This is a genomic window from Bacteroides finegoldii DSM 17565 (assembly GCF_000156195.1).
GTDB classification, from domain to species: Bacteria; Bacteroidota; Bacteroidia; order Bacteroidales; family Bacteroidaceae; genus Bacteroides; species Bacteroides finegoldii.
In genome coordinates this window covers 132480-151840 of the sequence record NZ_GG688327.1, presented here as the reverse complement: position 1 = coordinate 151840, position 19361 = coordinate 132480, and the positions used below count along the sequence as shown (strand labels likewise).

Here is a 19361-nt window from a genome sequence, read left to right as displayed (position 1 = left end):
CTTTTCGAATAGTAGCCAATCCTCTGCATGAACAAGTTGGTCCCAATGGAGATAACCACTTAGATGGTTACGGTATTGACGCTCCAATAAATCCCCGTCAACTCCATATAAAACACCTAAGAGCTTGCAACTGATCGGATAGCTATCAATATAGTTCTTTTAAAAAAGACGCAAAATCTTGCGTCATACGAGTACCTTCAGCCACCATACGCCAGTTACGAGAAATATACTCATTATGCTTCTTTAAGAGCCAGCGACGACGACGAATATTAAGGAAGACCTTCTTGCCACGGAGAGGAAAATCCTGAACAATAACAGGGTCATAAAAGCCTTTACTCTCAGTATCCTGATCTGTATACTTCTCAGGAACGATATTTTTCTCCTCAAGGTAGAACACAACTTCATTTACACTTTCCTTCACATCAACAAGATCAAAGTAGTCTAAAGTGCCTTCAGGAAGAAGAAGGCGATAACCGTTTAACTCCATAAGCTATGAATTTGGAGACAAAGATAACAATTTATAAATTTACCCCTCAGGTTTTTACATTGACCCGTTTTTTGGCTTTCGGAATATAACCAAGCTAACAGCTATCAAAATCAGGATAATCCCGATAGCACTGTTGACAGTGAAAAACTCCTCAAATACAAAAACACCGATCACGACGGCTGTCAACGGTTCCATAGCACCCAAAATAGATGTCAAAGTAGGCCCTGCATACTTTATTGCCTGTACTAAAGTGATATTGGAAATAGCCGTAGCCGGTAATGCAAGTCCTAGAATAATCAGCCATATATATCCGTCTGTTACCAAACGAAAACCGGAAGTGGTAAAAGCACCTATCAGATAAAAAAGAGTTCCCAGCCCCATGACATAGCAAGTCAATACAGTAGAATTAATTCTCACAGCTCGTGTGGTCCGCACTCCGATTATATACCCCGCATATGAGAATACAGAAACACAAGCTGCCACTAAGCCAACCATCGCATTACCATTATTTGCGGCCAACTCTCCTAACGAAAGCAGAGCCGCACCTAACAAAGATATCAAAACAGCAAATAGCACCCAAAGCGACTTCTTCTCCCGAAAGAAAAACATCATTGCAAGAGCAACCACCAACGGATACATAAAATGAATGGTGGAAGCCACACCACTGGCTATATTCTGATAGGCAATAATCAGACTGAATGAAGTGATCGCCCGCAATAGGCTTAAGCCAAAGACAACTTTGAAGTCTTTTACGGATAAGCGGAAGTTACACCCGGAAAATAAGCCTAACACAGTCAGCACAATTGACGCTACCCCCCAACGATAGGAAAGTACTTCAAAAGCTGAAAATCCAATCATTAACAAAGTGACGGAAAAGAACGGAGCTAGCCCAAAAGTGGAGGAAGATACTGCCGCATAGAGTATACCTTTTATGCGATTCATGAGGTTTTTAACTATTCTGTTTTAATCGTTTATTTACAACTACAAAGATAGACTGATATTTCTTTAAGTGCAAAGATAAAATGGAAAGATTGACTTTATTTTCTTCTTGATGGCATGATAGACAGTATTGTTTATTTTCCTATATTTGCGACGACTAATATAGGAAAAATGAACTTAAGATGCAATATGCAAACGAACTTTACGATCAGAACAGCCCGACAATCCGACAGTGTTGAGCTAAGAGATTTGTACAAAAATACCGTACTTATAATAAACAGACGTGATTATTCACAGGAAGAAGTTGAAGACTGGGCTTCATGCGGAAATGATCTTTCTAAAATAGAGAAAATGATAGAAACCCATTACTTTATTGTTGCCGTCGACCAGCAATTACAAATCGTAGGTTTCTCTTCTATCACTTCGCAAGGATATCTACATTCAATGTTCGTTCACAAAGACTTTCAAGGTAAAGGCATTGCGACTATACTTTTGAAAGAAATAGAACGATATGCTATTGAACAGGGAATGGAACGAATTACATCAGAAGTGAGTTTAACTGCCCGCCCATTCTTCAAAAGACAAGGGTATACTGTGGAAAAGGAGCAGAAACGACAGGCTAATAAATTAAGTCTGACTAATTTTTGGATGCAAAAGACCTTGAATACTTAAAAAAACAAAGAAGGACTAGAAATCACTTTCTAATCCTTCCCCAATTTGGAGGTTCCTGGCGGATTCGAACCGCCGTACACGGTTTTGCAGACCGCTGACTAAGCCACTCATCCAAGGAACCGTCTTTTCTCGTTTGCGGTTGCAAAGGTAGTACAAATTTTGAAACTACCAACTATCCACAGCAATTTTTCTTTGTACTTTTTTTCTTTACACCGCACTCCTTTCTTTTCTTTTCCATCATATCCTTTAGTTCACAGCCACTTACACAACTGTCACAAGGATTTCCACTATCTCGCGTACGACGAAAAAAAGTATAAATACCATATACCAATCGGACAATACAGAGTACAACCAGTACCCCCACTACCCATTCTTGCCAATTATTCATACAAACAACCCTCCAATCTGATAAACAGTAAATGACACAATCCATGCCAATACCGTAGTATAGCAAGCTGCAAAAAGCGCCCATTTCCAACTTCCGGATTCCTGTTTGATAGCTGCCAATGCCGCAATACATGGAAAGTAAATCAAAACAAACAGCATATAGCAGAATGCAACCAACGGTGTTATCGGAATCCGTTCAGCCAAACTAACCTCATCAGCCTCCGGATCATCCACATATAAAACCCCCAAAGTACTTACCACCAACTCTTTCGCTCCTACCCCCGAAATCAGACCGATACCCAGTTTCCAATCAAACCCCATAGGCTTAATCACCGGTTCTATCGCATGCCCAAGCTGACCTATATATGAATTTTCCTGCTGTTCGGCTACCGTCTTATACGCATCATGATTCGGATAGTATCCCAGAAACCAAATGATAATAGAAGCAATCATAATAATTCCCCCCATCTTTTTCAAATATTGCGCCCCTTTCTCCCATGTATGACGAAAGATAGATTTTGCTGTCGGCATCCGGTACGGAGGAAGCTCCATCACAAACGGAGTATCGTCCCCTTTCACCAAAAACTTACTAAACAGTCTCGCTAACAAGACCGCCAAAAATATACCTATTGCATAAATACTCAACAAGACCAGACTCGCATTGTTCGGAAAAAATGCTCCTACCAATAATAAATAGATAGGCAGACGAGCACTACAAGACATCAACGGATTAACCAACATAGTAATAAGCCGACTTTTTCGATTCTCTATCGTACGGGAAGCCATAATAGCGGGCACGTTACATCCGAACCCCATAATGAGCGGAATAAACGATTTGCCATGCAGCCCCATTTTATGCATGATCTTATCCATTATAAATGCAGCACGTGCCATATATCCGGAGTCCTCCATCAACGATATACAGAAATACAGAATCAAGATGTTCGGCAGAAAAACAATCACACCTCCTACTCCGCCAACGATACCGTCAACCAGCATATCTTTCAATGGCCCTTCAGACATATTATTACGAATCAAATCACCAATCTGCTCAACCAGCCATTCAATCCCCATCATAGGATATTCGCCGAGTACAAATGTCCCTTCAAACATCAAATACATAAACAGGAAGAAAATAGGATACCCCCAAATACGGTGAGTAACGATAGCATCCAACACTTTGGTCGTCTGCGCCTGTTCTAAATGATTATCAGTAAACGTTTCTTTCAATGCACCACTGATGAAACCGTATTTCGCATCTGTTATGGCAGACTCACAATCTTCATTCATCGTGCTCTGTATGCGTTTCACCATCTTATCACGAATACCGACAATGCTTTCAGCATTCGGCAAAGTACGTACAAAACGTTCTATATCCGGATCATTCTCCAATAACTTAATAGAAAGAAAACGAGTAGAATATTTATGACGAATGTATTCATTCTTTGATACTTCCTCTTTCACAGCCTCAATAGCCCTCTCCAAATCGGGACCATGATTAATATGAATATGGCGAAAGACACGTCCGGTCTTCCGATGTTCCCGCACATAATCTTCGAGATGTTCCTCTTCATGGTGTTTCCGGTCTTCCAAAGAATCATGCCATTCAGTCAAATCTTTGAGAACTTCCGGATTCATATTTCCGTGTTTATCAAAGAAGTCGACTCCCTCATAAAGATTTATAACGACATGAAACAAGGTATCCAATCCACGATTTTTTTTACTGACAGTAGGCACCATAGGCACTCCGAACAATTTACTCAATAAACGATAGTCCAATGTATTTCCACTGTTCTCCAATTCATCATAAATATTCAAAGCCACGACCATGCGGACATTCATATCAATCAATTGAGTAGTCAGATATAAATTCCGTTCCAAATTGGAAGAGTCCACCACATTAATAATGACATCCGGAGTTTCGTCGATAATATGGCGACGAACATAAATTTCTTCGGGTGTATAAGCAGACAAAGAGTATGTTCCCGGTAAATCAACGATCCGGAAATGATAACCTTCGAAATCGAAATACCCTTCTTTAGCGTCCACGGTCACACCACTATAATTTCCCACATGCTCGTGAGCACCGGAAGCTAAATTAAATAAAGAAGTCTTGCCACTGTTTGGATTGCCGACCAAAGCGACATTAATGGTACGGCGTTTACCCAGCGCTAGCCGTTTCATGTCTTCTTCTTTTACAGAAATATCCTCAGGCAGTCCCTCGTGGTAAATAGTCTCTTCAGCCAATTTCTTAGCCTCTTCTTCACTGACTACCTCAATCATTTCGGCTTCCTGACGACGAAGAGAAATTTCATAACCTAGAACTTTATATTTAATGGGATCTCTTAGTGGAGCATTCAACAGCACTTCAACCGTTTTTCCCTTGATGAAGCCCATCTCCACGATACGTTTACGAAAACCACCGTGCCCCAATACTTTAACGATGACACCTTTCTCGCCTGTTTTTAATTCGGACAAACGCATAACTTTCAAAATTTTCGGCAAAGATAATTCATAACTTTGGAGCACGCAAATTATTTAGATTGTTTTTAAATAACAGATATTTCATCCACAAAATATCCATCTGCCATTAAAAACAAGCGACATTCACTTGAGATACTTCAATAAACCATTATCTTTGCAAAATATGATACAACATCGGGTTACACAATATATAGAAAAAGAAGGTTTATTCTCTTCCGAAAATAAAATTCTGGTGGCATTGAGCGGTGGTGCCGACTCAGTTGCATTGTTATGCATCCTGCATACAGCAGGTTACCGTTGTGAAGCTGCGCATTGTAATTTCCACCTGCGTGGTGAAGAATCAAATCGAGACGAGCAGTTCGTCCGCCAATTATGCGAAAAATATAAAATAAACCTGCATACCATTGATTTTGATACTACCCGATACGCAACCGAAAAACATATTTCCATCGAAATGGGCGCCCGTGAACTACGTTATAATTGGTTTGAAAAAACGAGAAAGGATTGCCAGGCGGATGTCATCGCTGTCGCCCATCATCAAGATGACAGCGTAGAAACAATATTGCTGAACCTCATCAGAGGAACAGGAATCACCGGTTTATTAGGAATCCGTCCCCGTAACGGAGTAGTCGTACGCCCTTTACTTTGTATTAATAGGGAAGAAATCATTCACTACCTTCAAAGTATCCAACAGGAATACGTAACCGACAGCACGAATCTGGAAGATGAATACACCCGCAATAAAATACGCCTCAACCTTCTTCCACTCATGCAGACAATCAATCCGTCCGTCAAAAACAACTTGATAGAAACCAGCAATTATTTAAATGATGTAGCCACTCTATATAATAAATATATAGAAGAAACTAAGACAAAAATCATTACAGAAGAAGGTATACGGATCAGTTCTCTGCTAAAAGAGCCAGCCCCCGAAGCCATCCTTTTTGAGGTGTTGCATCCATTAGGCTTCAACTCTACACAAATAAAAGACATCGCCAGTTCGCTCCACAGTCAACCGGGAAAGCAATTTTGCTGTAAAGAATGGAGAATAATAAAAGATAGAGAATTCTTGTTATTGGAAGCCGTTCAATCTGTAAGCAAAGCGACTCCTCCTTTTCAGCTGATCAGAGAAGAACAAGAATATACTTCCGACTTTCAGATTCCACAAGAGAAACAAACAGCCTGTTTCGATGCAGACAAACTGAATGAAGAAATCTGTTGCCGGAAATGGCAGACCGGTGACACCTTTGTGCCCTTCGGAATGAAAGGAAAGAAAAAAATAAGCGATTATCTGACCGACCGCAAGTTCTCTATCAGCCAAAAGGAACGTCAATGGGTACTCTGCTGCGGAGAACGCATCGCATGGTTGATAGGTGAACGAACAGATAACCGCTTTCGTATTGACGAAACAACTAAACGGGTGATTATCTATAGAATGGTCTGAGGAAGTTTCTGTTTTTTGAAACAGTCAGACAGCAAAGCTGCAAAAGGAGTATCATAGATTCGCGCTTTCTTAGTACAGGCTTTCACACAGGCACAACATTTGATACATTTAGTCTCATCCGTATGCAATTCATCTCCTTTCGTTATAGCTCCTACCGGACAACGCGTCACGCACAATCCACAATGAGTACACATACTCTCATTTTCTACCCACGGAGTACGGGGAAGAGGCATACCGCTTTTGCGCAACTTAATAACTTTTCTCAAAAAACGGAACAAAGGGAAAAAAGGCTGACTCGGACGTGTGATGGCGCGCACATCTACCGGATAAAGTTTATCCATATTCTCGGCAGCCTGCACCTTTTCCATTATTTTTTTTTCCAAAATCCGCAGCAAAAGCCAAATCAAAATTATCAGGACGTCCGGCTGAGATCGGATGCTTGTCAGTACTATACGAATGCTCCCCTATAAAAGTAGCCCCGGCAATCACCTTCATTCCATGAGGTGTGGCAAAAGCGTCCAACTCCATCAAAGCCTTTTCATAAGCCCGATTTCCATAGACCGCCACCAACACCGTAGGAGCATCCAAACCACGAATGTTCCGTAAACGTTCCATCGCCAAAGGAGCGACATGCCCTCCATATACAGGAACTACCACAATGGCTAATGCAGATGTAGGAATCACAACTTCCTCCGCTGCTTGCTGAGTTACATTTATAGGAAAAATATTTTTTATACCTGCCCCTTGAACAATCGCTTCCGCTATTTGTTTAGAAGTATGGGTGGGCGAAAAATAAATTAAATAAGCTTCATTTACTGTCATACTATTTTCTTTTATCTAGCAAAGATACACTTTTACGTGGAAAAAAACGGTTGATTGTATATGAATCCAAAAAAAATTATTATCTTTGCCCCGTTGAAACATTCTACGATTCAACATATACATCCCTAATTCATAATAAAGAACAAACATATATGCTCACATATCTATGGCCATGAGCTATAGCAATACTGTCCATAATTCAGCAAAAAAGAAATATTAATAACTTACCATACTATATGTATAACATTATCCAATTAAACGACAAAGATCTGTCGGAACTTCAAATTATTGCCAAAGAACTAGGCATAAAAAAAACAGACTCATACAAGAAAGAAGACCTTGTTTACAAAATACTCGATGAACAAGCTATTGTAGGAGCCACCAAGAAAGTAGCCGCAGACAAACTCAAGGAAGAACGCAAAGAAGAAAAGAAAAAGCGCTCACGTGTAACTCCGGCCAAAAAAGAGGACAAAGTGGTTTCCGCAACAAAGACCGGAGAAGTTACAAAAACAAAAGAAGCTGCTACTGCAAAAGCACAGCAAACTCCCAAAGAAGAAACAACAAACAAAGAAAAAGAAACTCCCGCCGTTGAAACCAAAGCAGAAAACGCTGTTACTCCTAAACGTAAAGTAGGCCGTCCGCGCAAAAATTCAGATACAACTGATAAAAAAGAAGTTGAAGAAACGAAGCAAGTAGCTTCCAATAGTGTCGAAGCGAAGCCTGTAGTTGCGGAGAAAACACCCGAAACAACGGAAAAAACAGCTCCGGCACAGCAACCATCTGCCGAGAAGAAAGAAAAGCCTAGCAAACCCACTGTGGAAAAAGATAAACCCGCTGCAGAAAAAACTGTAGAAAAAAAGGTGGTTGCCAAACCGCAAAAGAAAGCTGAACCGGTTATTGACGAAGAAAGTAATATCCTGACCGGTGCTGACGATGATGATTTCATTCCAATTGAAGATCTGCCGTCTGAAAAGATTGAACTTCCGACAGAACTCTTCGGTAAATTTGAAGCAACAAAGACAGAGCCTGTGCAATCAGCTCCCGAACAAGTAGCCCCACCTCAGCAGCAACAGTCTCAATCTCAACAACAACGTCCACGCATTGTCCGTCCACGCGACAACAATAATGCAAACAATAACGCTAATAATAATTTCCAGCGTAACAACAACCAAAATCAAGGCCAAAATCAGAATCAGCACCAACAACGCTTGCCAATGCCACGCGCTACGCAGCAAAACAATGCGAGCGAAAACCTTCCGGCACAGCAACCGCAAGAGCGTAAAGTGATTGAGCGTGAGAAACCTTACGAATTTGATGACATCCTAAACGGAGTAGGAGTTTTGGAAATTATGCAGGACGGATACGGTTTCCTCCGTTCGTCCGATTACAATTATCTTTCCTCTCCGGATGACATCTATGTATCGCAATCTCAAATCAAATTGTTTGGCTTGAAAACAGGCGACGTAGTAGAAGGAGTGATTCGTCCGCCTAAGGAAGGAGAAAAATATTTTCCGCTAGTAAAAGTCTCGAAAATCAACGGACGTGACGCTGCTTTCGTTCGCGACCGTGTTCCTTTTGAACACTTAACCCCTCTCTTTCCGGATGAAAAGTTCAAACTCTGCAAAGGCGGTTATTCTGATTCTATGTCTGCCCGTGTAGTAGATCTTTTCGCTCCGATCGGTAAAGGTCAACGTGCACTGATCGTTGCTCAGCCTAAGACAGGTAAGACTATCTTAATGAAAGACATCGCCAACGCAATCGCAGCCAATCATCCCGAAGTATACATGATTATGTTGCTTATTGACGAACGTCCAGAGGAGGTGACCGACATGGCACGCAGCGTAAACGCGGAAGTTATCGCTTCCACTTTCGACGAGCCGGCAGAACGTCACGTGAAAATCGCGGGTATCGTATTGGAAAAAGCAAAACGTTTGGTAGAATGCGGTCATGACGTAGTAATCTTCTTAGACTCTATCACCCGCCTGGCACGTGCATACAATACTGTCTCTCCTGCATCAGGTAAAGTACTTTCCGGTGGTGTTGATGCAAATGCACTTCACAAACCGAAACGTTTCTTCGGAGCTGCACGTAACATCGAAAACGGTGGTTCACTGACTATCATTGCTACCGCCCTGATTGACACCGGTTCTAAGATGGATGAAGTTATCTTCGAAGAATTTAAAGGTACAGGTAACATGGAATTGCAGCTTGACCGCAACCTGTCTAACAAACGTATCTTCCCAGCTGTCAACATCACTGCATCCAGCACTCGTCGCGACGACTTGTTACTTGACAAAACAACTCTTGACCGTATGTGGATATTACGTAAATACCTTGCAGATATGAATCCGATTGAAGCTATGGATTTTGTAAAAGACCGTTTGGAAAAAACCAGAGATAACGATGAATTCCTTATGAGTATGAACAGCTAAAAAGGAAATCAACAAATATAATTCTTAAGAATGCAGATTAACACAGATTGCCGCAGATTAATTCTTATTATCTGTTCCAGTCTTGTGTTAATCTGCATTTTAATTACAGCCTATTCTACTTCTCTCCTCCTCGGCACTATTCCATTTTTGTACAAATTACTATCACTGACGTCCAAAACAACTCCCCTAGTCTTTTCTGCATTCTCTTTTTTGCTACTTTTGCTTCCAAATCAATTATTACTTAATTCTAACCAGAAATGAAAACGATTTATCCATTCATGGGATTAGCCTTATGTAGCGTAACAACTCAGGCGCAAGAAAAGCCCAATTTCCTGATTATCCAATGCGACCATTTAACACAACGTGTCGTAGGAGCTTACGGACAAACACAAGGTTGCACCCTCCCTATGGACGAAGTTGCTTCCAGAGGAGTGATCTTCTCCAATGCCTATGTGGGCTGTCCCCTCAGCCAACCTTCACGTGCAGCGTTATGGAGTGGTATGATGCCTCACGAAACAAATGTACGCTCCAATTCCAGTGAACCTATCAACACACGCATACCAGAAAACATACCGACATTAGGAAGCCTTTTCTCCGAAAACGGTTATGATGCAGTACACTTTGGAAAGACTCACGACATGGGTTCACTAAGAGGTTTTAAACATAAAGAACCGGTAGCCAAGCCATTTACCGATCCGGAATTTCCAGTCAACAACGATAGCTTCCTGGATGTAGGAACTTGTGAAGATGCAGTAGCCTATTTAAGTAATCCTCCCCAAAAGCCCTTTATTTGCATTGCCGATTTCCAAAATCCACACAACATATGCGGATTTGTAGGAGCAAACGAAGGAGTACACACCGATCGTCCTATTAGTGGTACTCTCCCCGAACTACCTGCCAATTTCGACGTAGAAGATTGGAACAACATACCTACTCCAGTACAATATATTTGTTGCAGCCATCGACGAATGACACAAGCCTCACATTGGAGTGAAGAAAACTACCGTCATTACATTGCCGCTTTCCAACATTATACAAAAATGGTATCCAAGCAAGTAGACAGCGTTTTAAAAGCACTCTATTCCACACCTGCCGGTAAGAATACTATTATAGTCATCTTAGCCGATCACGGTGACGGAATGGCCTCCCACCGTATGGTAACTAAACACATCAGTTTCTACGATGAAATGACAAATGTTCCGTTTATCTTTGCAGGACCCGGTATCAAACACCAGAAGAAGCCCGTAGACCATCTTCTCACACAACCGACACTCGACCTCTTGCCTACCCTTTGTGATTTAGCAGGAATTCCCGTCCCAGCCGAAAAAGCTGGAATCAGCCTTGCCCCGACATTAAAGGGAAAAAAGCAGATGAAAACTCATCCGTATGTAGTATCCGAATGGCACAGCGAATATGAATATATCACTACTCCCGGACGCATGGTACGTGGACCAAGATACAAATACACCCACTATTTGGAAGGTAACGGAGAAGAACTTTACGACATGAAGAAAGATCCGGGAGAACGTCAAAATCTCGCTAAAGATCCTAAATATGTCAAAATTCTTACAGAACACCGTGCAATGCTCAATGACTATATCAAACATAGCAAAGATGATTACCGTACTCTGAAAGTGGACGCTGACCCACGTTGCAGAAAACATGCTCCAGGTTATCCCAATCACGAAGGTCTCGGAGCACGCGAAATTCTCAAAAATAAAATAAAATAATAAAAAGAGCGAGGATTGTTTTGTAATCTTCGCTCTTTTTACTTCTTTTGCAGATGAACTAACGGGCAAGCAGCTAATTATTAAGTGAATAAGCACAAACATCATATTATAGCAGTAGCTGTAGCCATGCTTATATCTGTTACTCTATATGCGGCGCACACCAACCAGGCACGCCTGTCTCTGCTAAAACCGTTAATCAAATACAATACACCATTCAGTACCGAGATTTCTACCGACAGTATCACTGTATGGGAGAAATTACTGGAACCCGAATTAGAAGAACAACAACATTATTCACTTTTATTCCAACTAAAGCTACTGACTGTCCGGGCATTAATTACAGAAGGTCATTTCAGTTTGGCCATAGACAAAGCGAACTCGATGTATCAAAAAGCGAAAGAGATGAGTTACCCGCTAGGAACAGCACTTTCGCTGCAAGCAATCGGAAATACTTACTTAAATTCATCAACGCCTTTAGCGGCAATAGAATCTTATAAAGAAGCATTAGAGATCATCTCCAAAGTACCTGATGCAGACCAATATGCCAAGACGATTTTAACTTGTATTATTCTGACAAAGCTTAAATTCTGGCAAATGGCAAATATAGAAGCAGATATCCGGCAATTGGAATCTCTTTCAAACAAAGACAAGAATCTAGGAGATGTTTTTTTATCTTAATTATTGTCAGGCATTCTATAATATTCAGACGCATCACCTACCTGAAGCCCTTAATTATTTGCAACAAGCCGAGTCTATAAACCGACAATGCCAACATTCCTATTTCTTTTTGATGATCGAATATCTGTATGCTTGTTACTATACCGAATCAAAAGAATACACTAAAGCATTAAATATATTCGATACTATTTTATCACACACTCAAACAGCCGGTTCATACAAATCTCTTCTCATACTACAAGAACGAGCTCAGTTACTGGCATTGATGGGAAAGAATGAAGAGGCATGCCAAGCCTACGAATCCCTTAACACACTCAAAGACTCGTTGGATGCAACGAATTATATCCGGCAAATCAATACGCTTCATGCTCTTTACCAAATTGATAAAAATGAACTGGACAACCTAAACAGGCAAAAAATAATTCTCTATTGGAGTTGGCTCACGATCTCGTGTATTGTTATTAAGGCTTTGGAGGAGGCTTACCGAATGCTTACTGCAAAAGACCATCCCGTAGACCGAATTTCAGTACTGTCACAGTTAATATCAGTCACTAAAGAAAAGAAAGATAATCAAAGACTACTCAAATATATACAAGAACAAGAAAATATACTTCACAAACATATTGCCGAGAACCCTTCTTTGAAAGAGGGATTTACCGATGCATACCTTTTCAATGAACTTTTTTACAGTTATTATTATCTGAATATCAACGCTCCCGAACAAACATATCCCCATCTGATAAAATCTAAGGAATACTTAAATAAGAATACATATTTCACATACAGAATACTCTATTTCGATACACTCGCTCAATACAACCGAGCTATAGGAAAGTATCAGCAAGCCTTGAATTATATCGATACAACATTGACAATGCTGAAAAAGAATTTTCCCAACGACTATGCCGAACAGTTACTTGAAAAAGCAAGAATATGGAAACAGGTAGGGCAAAATGAGAAAGCTATCCTATTCTACGAACAGGCGTTGTCCCTAAAAGATTCTGTCACAACAGTACTTTCAAACACCCAGATGAAACAGATAAAAAAGAGATACAATATAGAAAAGAATGAATTAGAACAGGAGAAACGAAATAACAGGACTCAGCTCCTATATCTAGTTTTTATATTCGTTATTCTGATTTTGCTGTTTATTTTCATGGCAAGGCTCTTCATGATACGCAAAGCTTTAAAACATTCGGAATACGAAATCCGGAAAGCTATGGAAGCTGTACGACAAACCAACGAAATGAAAAATCGCTTTTTGTCAAAAATGAGTTATAATATCCGTACTCCGCTCAACAATGTGGTCGGTTTTTCACAACTCATTGCCTGCGAACCGAATATAGACAAGGAGACAAGACAGGAATACACTAATATCATACATCAAAGTTCGGAGAAATTAATGAAACTCGTCAATGACGTTCTCGATTTATCCCGACTGGAAGCTCAAATGATGAAATTTCAAGTACAAGATTATGATGTCATCGAACTATGTAAAGAGGTGTGTTATATGGCACGTGTACAAAATGAGCAAACAGGTATTAATGTCGATTTCTCTACCGAGATAGATAGTCCAATAATCATCCATACCGATACAAGACGACTGACACTGGCTTTACTCAGTGCATTGGTTTATCCGCAAGAGCATCGACAAGAAAGGAATATCCGCTTCATATTAAGTCGGGAAGGAGACGTATTACATTTCCAAATCAACAATTCACCTTTGGCAGACCCTTCGTTTGTATCGCAAGAGACCATCATACGGCATGATATCAACCTGTTATTATTACAGCATTTCGGTGGAAACTACTTCATAAATCAGAAAACTCCTGAAAATCCGGAAATAGTTTTCATCTACCCTATTGGTTCCGAATCGGAATAAAGCGTTATCTTTGCAAAATGTAAACTTAAACGCTTAATTATGTATACCAACAAACAAATTTGGAGTGTCAGTTACCCGATACTGCTAAGCTTGCTGGCACAAAATGTTATCAATGTCACTGATACGGCATTCCTCGGACACGTAAGTGAAGTAGCACTCGGAGCTTCCGCAATGGGAGGATTGTTCTATATATGTGTATTCACCATTGCATTCGGATTCAGTACCGGTTCACAAATAGTTATTGCCCGGCGTAATGGCGAGGGACGTTATACAGATGTAGGTCCGGTTATGATTCAGGGAGTCATATTCTTGTTTGCTATGGCATTGTTGCTGTTCGGCTTCACCAAAGCATTCGGAGGAGACATCATGCACTTGCTCATTTCTTCCGAGTCCATTTACGAAGGGACAATGGAATTTCTGGACTGGCGTATCTATGGTTTCTTCTTCTCATTCGTCAACGTTATGTTCCGGGCGTTATATATCGGTATCACGCGCACCAAAGTATTAACAATCAATGCTGTTGTCATGGCACTGACCAATGTGATATTAGATTATATGCTGATCTTCGGAAAGTTTGGTATGCCCGAAATGGGAATTAAAGGAGCTGCTATTGCATCCGTACTGGCAGAAGCCTCCTCTATTCTCTTCTTCCTCATCTACACATATATCACAGTCGACTTGAAAAAATACGGTCTGAATCGATTACGCACATTCGATCCGGCGTTATTGATACGGATTCTGAGTATTTCCTGTTTCACAATGCTACAATACTTCCTGTCGATGGCCACTTGGTTCGTATTTTTCGTAGCCGTTGAACGATTGGGACAGCGGGAACTGGCTATCGCCAACATCGTCCGGAGTATTTATGTAGTATTGCTAATCCCAGTCAATGCGCTGGCAACCACGACCAATAGCCTTGTGAGCAATGCTATCGGTGCAGGAGGTATCCGATACGTAATGCCGCTCATCAACAAAATCGCCCGGTTCTCATTTTTCATTATGCTAGGGCTGGTTGCACTATCAGCATTGTTCCCACAGTTCCTGCTTTCCATTTACACCAGTGAAAACGCACTCATTACAGAATCCGTACCTTCAGTATATGTCATCTGTTGCGCCATGCTGATTGCATCGGTAGCCAATGTCGTGTTCAATGGTATCTCAGGAACAGGAAACACACAAGCGGCTTTGTTGCTCGAAACGATCACAATAATCATCTACGGCTCATATATCATCTTCATTGGAATGTGGCTGAAAGCACCGATTGAAATCTGCTTTACAATTGAGATACTGTACTATACCTTACTGCTGATAACAAGTTATATTTACCTCAAAAAAGCAAAATGGCAGAATAAAAAGATATAAATACGAGAGATTTTTGTACATTTGCAGGCTCAAATATTAATTAGTAATTAAACAACTATGTTCGATAATTTAAGTGAAAGACTAGAACGGTCATTCAAGATTCTGAAAGGTGAAGGCAAAATCACCGAAATCAACGTAGCGGAGACGCTGAAAGACGTACGCAAGGCTCTTCTTGATGCCGACGTAAACTACAAAGTGGCTAAGAATTTCACTGATACGGTGAAAGAGAAAGCGCTTGGTCAGAACGTGCTTACGGCAGTGAAACCGAGCCAGTTGATGGTGAAGATTGTGCACGACGAACTTACTCAGTTAATGGGAGGAGAGACAGCCGAGATTAATATCGATTCTCGCCCGGCAGTAATCCTGATGTCAGGTCTGCAAGGTTCGGGTAAGACTACTTTTTCCGGCAAATTGGCACGAATGCTGAAAAGTAAAAAGAATCGCAAACCGTTGCTGGTAGCTTGTGACGTATATCGTCCGGCAGCTATCGAACAGTTACGCGTATTGGCAGAACAAATAGAAGTACCGATGTACTGCGAACTGGACAGCAAAAATCCGGTAGAAATCGCACAGCACGCTATTCAGGAAGCTAAAGCTAAAGGATACGATCTCGTCATTGTCGATACCGCCGGACGTCTGGCAGTAGACGAACAAATGATGAACGAGATTGCAGCCATCAAAGAAGCAATCAACCCGAACGAAATTTTGTTCGTGGTAGACTCCATGACCGGTCAGGATGCAGTAAATACAGCCAAAGAATTTAACGATCGTCTGGACTTTAACGGTGTAGTACTGACCAAACTCGATGGTGACACACGTGGCGGTGCAGCTCTTTCCATCCGTTCGGTAGTCAATAAACCTATCAAATTCGTCGGTACAGGCGAAAAGTTGGACGCAATAGATCAGTTCCACCCAGCCCGTATGGCCGACCGTATTCTCGGTATGGGTGATATCGTATCACTGGTAGAACGTGCGCAAGAACAATATGACGAAGAAGAAGCTAAACGCTTGCAGAAGAAGATTGCAAAGAATCAATTTGACTTCAATGACTTCCTCAGCCAGATTGCCCAAATCAAGAAAATGGGTAACTTGAAAGATCTTGCCTCCATGATTCCAGGAGTAGGAAAAGCAATCAAAGATATCGATATTGACGATAATGCGTTCAAAAGTATCGAAGCTATCATTTACTCCATGACTCCGGCAGAGCGTTCCAACCCGGAAATATTGAACGGTTCACGTCGTACACGTATCGCCAAAGGTAGCGGAACGACCATTCAGGAAGTCAATCGCCTGCTGAAACAGTTTGACCAGACTCGCAAGATGATGAAGATGGTTACCAGCAGCAAAATGGGCAAAATGATGCCGAAGATGAAAAGATAATCCACCAATAAATACCTTGAAAATATGACACTGATAGATGGGAAAGCAATTTCCGAACAAGTGAAACAAGAAATTGCCGCTGAGGTAGCTGAAATTGTTGCACGCGGTGGTAAACGCCCGCACTTGGCAGCTATCCTCGTAGGGCACGACGGTGGCAGTGAAACATACGTAGCCGCCAAAGTAAAAGCCTGCGAAATTTGTGGATTCAAATCTTCTCTTATTCGTTATGAGAGTGATGTGACTGAAGAAGAACTGCTGGCCAAAGTGCGTGAGCTGAATGAAGACAATGATGTAGACGGTTTTATCGTTCAGCTTCCGTTGCCGAAACATATCTCCGAACAGAAGGTAATCGAAACAATCGACTACCGTAAGGACGTGGACGGTTTTCATCCGATCAATGTAGGTCGTATGTCTATCGGACTTCCTTGCTATGTATCTGCTACTCCTAATGGTATTCTTGAATTACTGAAACGCTATCAGATAGAAACTTCGGGTAAAAAGTGCGTAGTTCTCGGACGTAGTAATATCGTAGGCAAACCAATGGCTGCATTAATGATGCAGAAAGCATATCCGGGAGATGCGACTGTTACCGTATGCCACAGCCGCAGCAAAGATCTGGTAAAAGAATGCCAAGAAGCCGATATCATTATCGCTGCTTTGGGACAACCTAATTTCGTAAAAGCCGGAATGGTGAAAGAAGGCGCGGTAGTAATCGACGTAGGTACCACCCGCGTACCGGATTCCACTAAAAAATCCGGATTCAAACTGACAGGTGATGTTAAGTTCGACGAAGTGGCACCCAAATGCTCCTACATCACTCCGGTACCAGGTGGTGTCGGACCGATGACGATTGTATCGTTAATGAAAAATACACTTTTAGCCGGTAAGAAAGCCATCTATCAATGAGATACACATTGTTCTTGGTAATCATATTTCTCTCCTTGTCTTGCACTTCACGGTCGCAGACAAGGAGAGATTCTATTAATAACAACTCGCTTGACACACTCTCGGCTAGCAAAAGTTGCATACCTGCCGATACTCTCCGTATTCTCTTTGTGGGAGACCTTATGCAACACCAGGGGCAGATTAATGCAGCACGAACCGCTAAAGGATATGACTATACTACCTGCTTCGAGTATGTCAAAGAGGAAATAGGGAAAGCAGACCTCGCCATAGCTAATCTTGAGGTGACCTTAGGAGGAAAACCATACAAAGGTTATCCTGCTTTCAGTGCACCGGATGAGTTTCTCACCGCCATACACAATGCCGGATTTAATGTCCTTGTCACAGCCAACAATCATAGTCTTGACCGTGGCAAACCGGGATTGGAACGTACGATCCGCTTAATCGACTCCTTGTCCATTCCTCACGCCGGAACATATATAAATCCCGAAGAACGTGAAAAGAAATATCCACTCATTCTTGAAAAAAACGGATTCCGCATTGCTCTACTCAACTATACGTATGGTACGAACGGCATATACGTTACTCCTCCTAACATCATCAATTATATTGATACCGCAATCATTGCCAAAGATATAGAAACAAGTAAAGTAATGAAACCCGATGTTATTATCGCCTGTATGCACTGGGGAATCGAATACCAGTCGTTACCGGATAAGGAACAGAAATTCCTTGCAGACTGGTTGATTCGAAAAGGAGTAAACCATGTGATCGGTTCCCACCCTCACGTTGTTCAGCCAATTGAAGTTCGTGAAGACAGTGTGACAAATGATAAAAATCTTGTAGTTTATTCATTGGGAAATTATATTTCCAATATGTCTGCACGTCACACAGATGGAGGACTTATGGTAAAGATGGAGTTGGTAAAAGACAGCATAACCCGTCTCAACAAATGTGAGTATAGTTTAGTATGGACTGCCCGACCTACACAATCAGGAAAGAAAAATCACCAATTACTCCCTGTCAACTTACCGACAGACTCCATTCCGGTAAATGCCCGTAACTCTCTGAAGATCTTCGTAAATGATACGCGATCCCTCTTCAGCAAGTACAATCGAGGAATAAAAGAATATACTTTTTACAAAAAAAAGTAGTAGAATCTTTTGGAGATTAAAAGATAATATCTATCTTTGCACCGCGTTAGAGAAACGCAGATATGGTGGCTGTAGTTCAGTTGGTTAGAGCGTCAGATTGTGGTTCTGAATGTCGTGGGTTCGAGTCCCATCTGCCACCCAAGATAAGTCCTTATAAGTTAAATACTTATGAGGGCTTTTTTATTGATGGTAGTAGGTATTTAGAGACTGAAATCAGGCTCAGTAGAAATTTAGGGGTCAACGTAACAATCTGAGGGATTCTATATTTAAGCATATAATTTAGCAAGTCTATATAAGAAAAAAGCTCTATCTCTTACTCCTCTGAACTGTGCTCTAAATGCTTTGATTTTAGCATTGAATGACTCTGCTGCGGCATTGGTTGCCCTCCTTTCAAAGAAATTGATTATATCCAGATAATGTGTTTGTATAGAACGTGCGACCCTTCCAAAGGTGAGGAACCCCGATTTATCTACTTCATCATACCACCTTGCCAGCCTTGTCAAAGCAATATCCTTAAACTTACACTGATGATAGATTAAGCCTAACCGCATAGACAGATAATATCCTTTCTTTATATCGGGATATTCCTTGAAAAGAATTTCCTA

At 41.2% G+C, this 19361-nt stretch carries 15 protein-coding genes, 2 tRNA genes and 1 pseudogene; 11 read left to right on the top strand and 7 right to left on the bottom strand.

Annotated features, from left to right (window positions below; translation table 11 throughout):
• Positions 1-145: 145 nt before the first annotated feature.
• Both BACFIN_RS05985 and BACFIN_RS05990 read right to left on the bottom strand, forming a co-directional pair.
• The gene (locus BACFIN_RS05985) at positions 146-487 is read right to left on the bottom strand and encodes an ISAon1 family transposase N-terminal region protein (protein WP_005844522.1); all 342 of its coding nucleotides are present in this window, start codon (positions 485-487) and stop codon (positions 146-148) included.
• Positions 488-541: 54 nt separating this feature from the next.
• Entirely contained in the window at positions 542-1429 is an 888-nt protein-coding gene (locus BACFIN_RS05990; RefSeq protein WP_007755795.1) for a DMT family transporter, read from the bottom strand.
• A gap of 186 nt (positions 1430-1615) precedes the next feature.
• Here BACFIN_RS05990 and BACFIN_RS05995 point away from each other — a divergent pair, with 186 nt between their 5' ends.
• Positions 1616-2098, top strand: a complete 483-nt coding sequence (locus tag BACFIN_RS05995; protein ID WP_022275488.1) for a GNAT family N-acetyltransferase — start codon at positions 1616-1618, stop codon at positions 2096-2098.
• A 46-nt stretch (positions 2099-2144) separates the two neighbouring features.
• Here the strand turns inward: BACFIN_RS05995 and BACFIN_RS06000 are convergent.
• The 3 genes from BACFIN_RS06000 to feoB form a co-directional block, all read right to left on the bottom strand.
• Positions 2145-2219 (bottom strand) — tRNA-Cys (locus BACFIN_RS06000).
• A 51-nt stretch (positions 2220-2270) separates the two neighbouring features.
• Positions 2271-2486 (bottom strand): hypothetical protein, encoded by a 216-nt coding sequence (locus BACFIN_RS21905; protein WP_007755788.1) that lies wholly within the window; start codon positions 2484-2486, stop codon positions 2271-2273.
• Positions 2483-4969 (bottom strand): ferrous iron transport protein B, encoded by a 2487-nt coding sequence (gene feoB / locus BACFIN_RS06005; RefSeq protein ID WP_007755785.1) that lies wholly within the window; start codon positions 4967-4969, stop codon positions 2483-2485. The genes BACFIN_RS21905 and feoB overlap by 4 nt, the downstream gene beginning before the upstream one ends.
• Positions 4970-5132: 163 nt before the next feature.
• Here feoB and tilS point away from each other — a divergent pair, with 163 nt between their 5' ends.
• Positions 5133-6413 carry a tRNA lysidine(34) synthetase TilS gene (gene tilS, locus BACFIN_RS06010; RefSeq protein ID WP_007755781.1) on the top strand — a complete coding sequence of 427 codons (1281 nt, stop codon included), beginning with the start codon at positions 5133-5135 and terminating at the stop codon, positions 6411-6413.
• On the opposite strand, the pseudogene BACFIN_RS20915 reads toward tilS, so the two are convergent.
• Positions 6398-7235, bottom strand: a pseudogene (locus BACFIN_RS20915) (4Fe-4S binding protein). The gene tilS and the pseudogene BACFIN_RS20915 overlap by 16 nt on opposite strands.
• Positions 7236-7471: 236 nt before the next feature.
• Here BACFIN_RS20915 and rho point away from each other — a divergent pair.
• The 9 genes from rho (at position 7472) to BACFIN_RS06045 (ending at position 18895) form a co-directional block, all read left to right on the top strand.
• On the top strand, positions 7472-9667 hold the full coding sequence (gene rho / locus BACFIN_RS06015; RefSeq protein ID WP_007755778.1) for a transcription termination factor Rho: 2196 nt from the start codon (positions 7472-7474) through the stop codon (positions 9665-9667).
• Between the two features lie 257 nt (positions 9668-9924).
• Complete coding sequence (locus BACFIN_RS06020; protein ID WP_007755776.1) at positions 9925-11397, top strand: sulfatase family protein; 1473 nt, start codon at positions 9925-9927, stop codon at positions 11395-11397.
• Positions 11398-11481: 84 nt separating this feature from the next.
• Positions 11482-12075: a hypothetical protein gene (locus BACFIN_RS21285; protein ID WP_007755774.1), complete on the top strand. Its 594-nt coding sequence runs from the start codon at positions 11482-11484 to the stop codon at positions 12073-12075.
• Positions 12059-13957: a sensor histidine kinase gene (locus BACFIN_RS0220085; protein ID WP_007755769.1), complete on the top strand. Its 1899-nt coding sequence runs from the start codon at positions 12059-12061 to the stop codon at positions 13955-13957. Before BACFIN_RS21285 ends, BACFIN_RS0220085 begins: the two co-directional genes overlap by 17 nt.
• Positions 13958-13996: 39 nt before the next feature.
• A complete protein-coding gene (locus BACFIN_RS06025; protein WP_007755763.1) occupies positions 13997-15319 on the top strand; it encodes an MATE family efflux transporter in 1323 nt (440 codons plus the stop codon).
• A gap of 57 nt (positions 15320-15376) precedes the next feature.
• On the top strand, positions 15377-16699 hold the full coding sequence (ffh, locus tag BACFIN_RS06030) for a signal recognition particle protein (protein ID WP_007755762.1): 1323 nt from the start codon (positions 15377-15379) through the stop codon (positions 16697-16699).
• Positions 16700-16723: 24 nt separating this feature from the next.
• The gene (gene folD / locus BACFIN_RS06035; protein WP_007755761.1) at positions 16724-17605 is read left to right on the top strand and encodes a bifunctional methylenetetrahydrofolate dehydrogenase/methenyltetrahydrofolate cyclohydrolase FolD; all 882 of its coding nucleotides are present in this window, start codon (positions 16724-16726) and stop codon (positions 17603-17605) included.
• On the top strand, positions 17602-18756 hold the full coding sequence (locus BACFIN_RS06040; RefSeq protein WP_032839784.1) for a CapA family protein: 1155 nt from the start codon (positions 17602-17604) through the stop codon (positions 18754-18756). Before folD ends, BACFIN_RS06040 begins: the two co-directional genes overlap by 4 nt.
• Positions 18757-18821: 65 nt before the next feature.
• A tRNA-His gene (locus BACFIN_RS06045) sits at positions 18822-18895 on the top strand.
• 127 nt (positions 18896-19022) lie between these two features.
• Here the strand turns inward: BACFIN_RS06045 and BACFIN_RS20905 are convergent.
• The gene (locus BACFIN_RS20905) at positions 19023-19355 is read right to left on the bottom strand and encodes a transposase (protein WP_449374803.1); all 333 of its coding nucleotides are present in this window, start codon (positions 19353-19355) and stop codon (positions 19023-19025) included.
• Positions 19356-19361 lie beyond the last annotated feature (6 nt).

Excerpts from the sequence above, each read along its gene's own strand:
- BACFIN_RS06025 (WP_007755763.1), top strand. The coding sequence starts at position 13,997 with ATGTATACCAACAAACAAATTTGGAGTGTCAGTTACCCGATACTGCTA.
- BACFIN_RS05985 (WP_005844522.1), bottom strand. The coding sequence starts at position 487 with ATGGAGTTAAACGGTTATCGCCTTCTTCTTCCTGAAGGCACTTTAGAC.
- feoB (WP_007755785.1), bottom strand. The coding sequence starts at position 4,969 with ATGCGTTTGTCCGAATTAAAAACAGGCGAGAAAGGTGTCATCGTTAAA.
- BACFIN_RS06040 (WP_032839784.1), top strand. The coding sequence starts at position 17,602 with ATGAGATACACATTGTTCTTGGTAATCATATTTCTCTCCTTGTCTTGC.
- BACFIN_RS21905 (WP_007755788.1), bottom strand. The coding sequence starts at position 2,486 with ATGAATAATTGGCAAGAATGGGTAGTGGGGGTACTGGTTGTACTCTGT.
- BACFIN_RS05995 (WP_022275488.1), top strand. The coding sequence starts at position 1,616 with ATGCAAACGAACTTTACGATCAGAACAGCCCGACAATCCGACAGTGTT.
- rho (WP_007755778.1), top strand. The coding sequence starts at position 7,472 with ATGTATAACATTATCCAATTAAACGACAAAGATCTGTCGGAACTTCAA.
- ffh (WP_007755762.1), top strand. The coding sequence starts at position 15,377 with ATGTTCGATAATTTAAGTGAAAGACTAGAACGGTCATTCAAGATTCTG.
- BACFIN_RS06020 (WP_007755776.1), top strand. The coding sequence starts at position 9,925 with ATGAAAACGATTTATCCATTCATGGGATTAGCCTTATGTAGCGTAACA.
- folD (WP_007755761.1), top strand. The coding sequence starts at position 16,724 with ATGACACTGATAGATGGGAAAGCAATTTCCGAACAAGTGAAACAAGAA.
- BACFIN_RS0220085 (WP_007755769.1), top strand. The coding sequence starts at position 12,059 with ATGTTTTTTTATCTTAATTATTGTCAGGCATTCTATAATATTCAGACG.
- BACFIN_RS05990 (WP_007755795.1), bottom strand. The coding sequence starts at position 1,429 with ATGAATCGCATAAAAGGTATACTCTATGCGGCAGTATCTTCCTCCACT.
- tilS (WP_007755781.1), top strand. The coding sequence starts at position 5,133 with ATGATACAACATCGGGTTACACAATATATAGAAAAAGAAGGTTTATTC.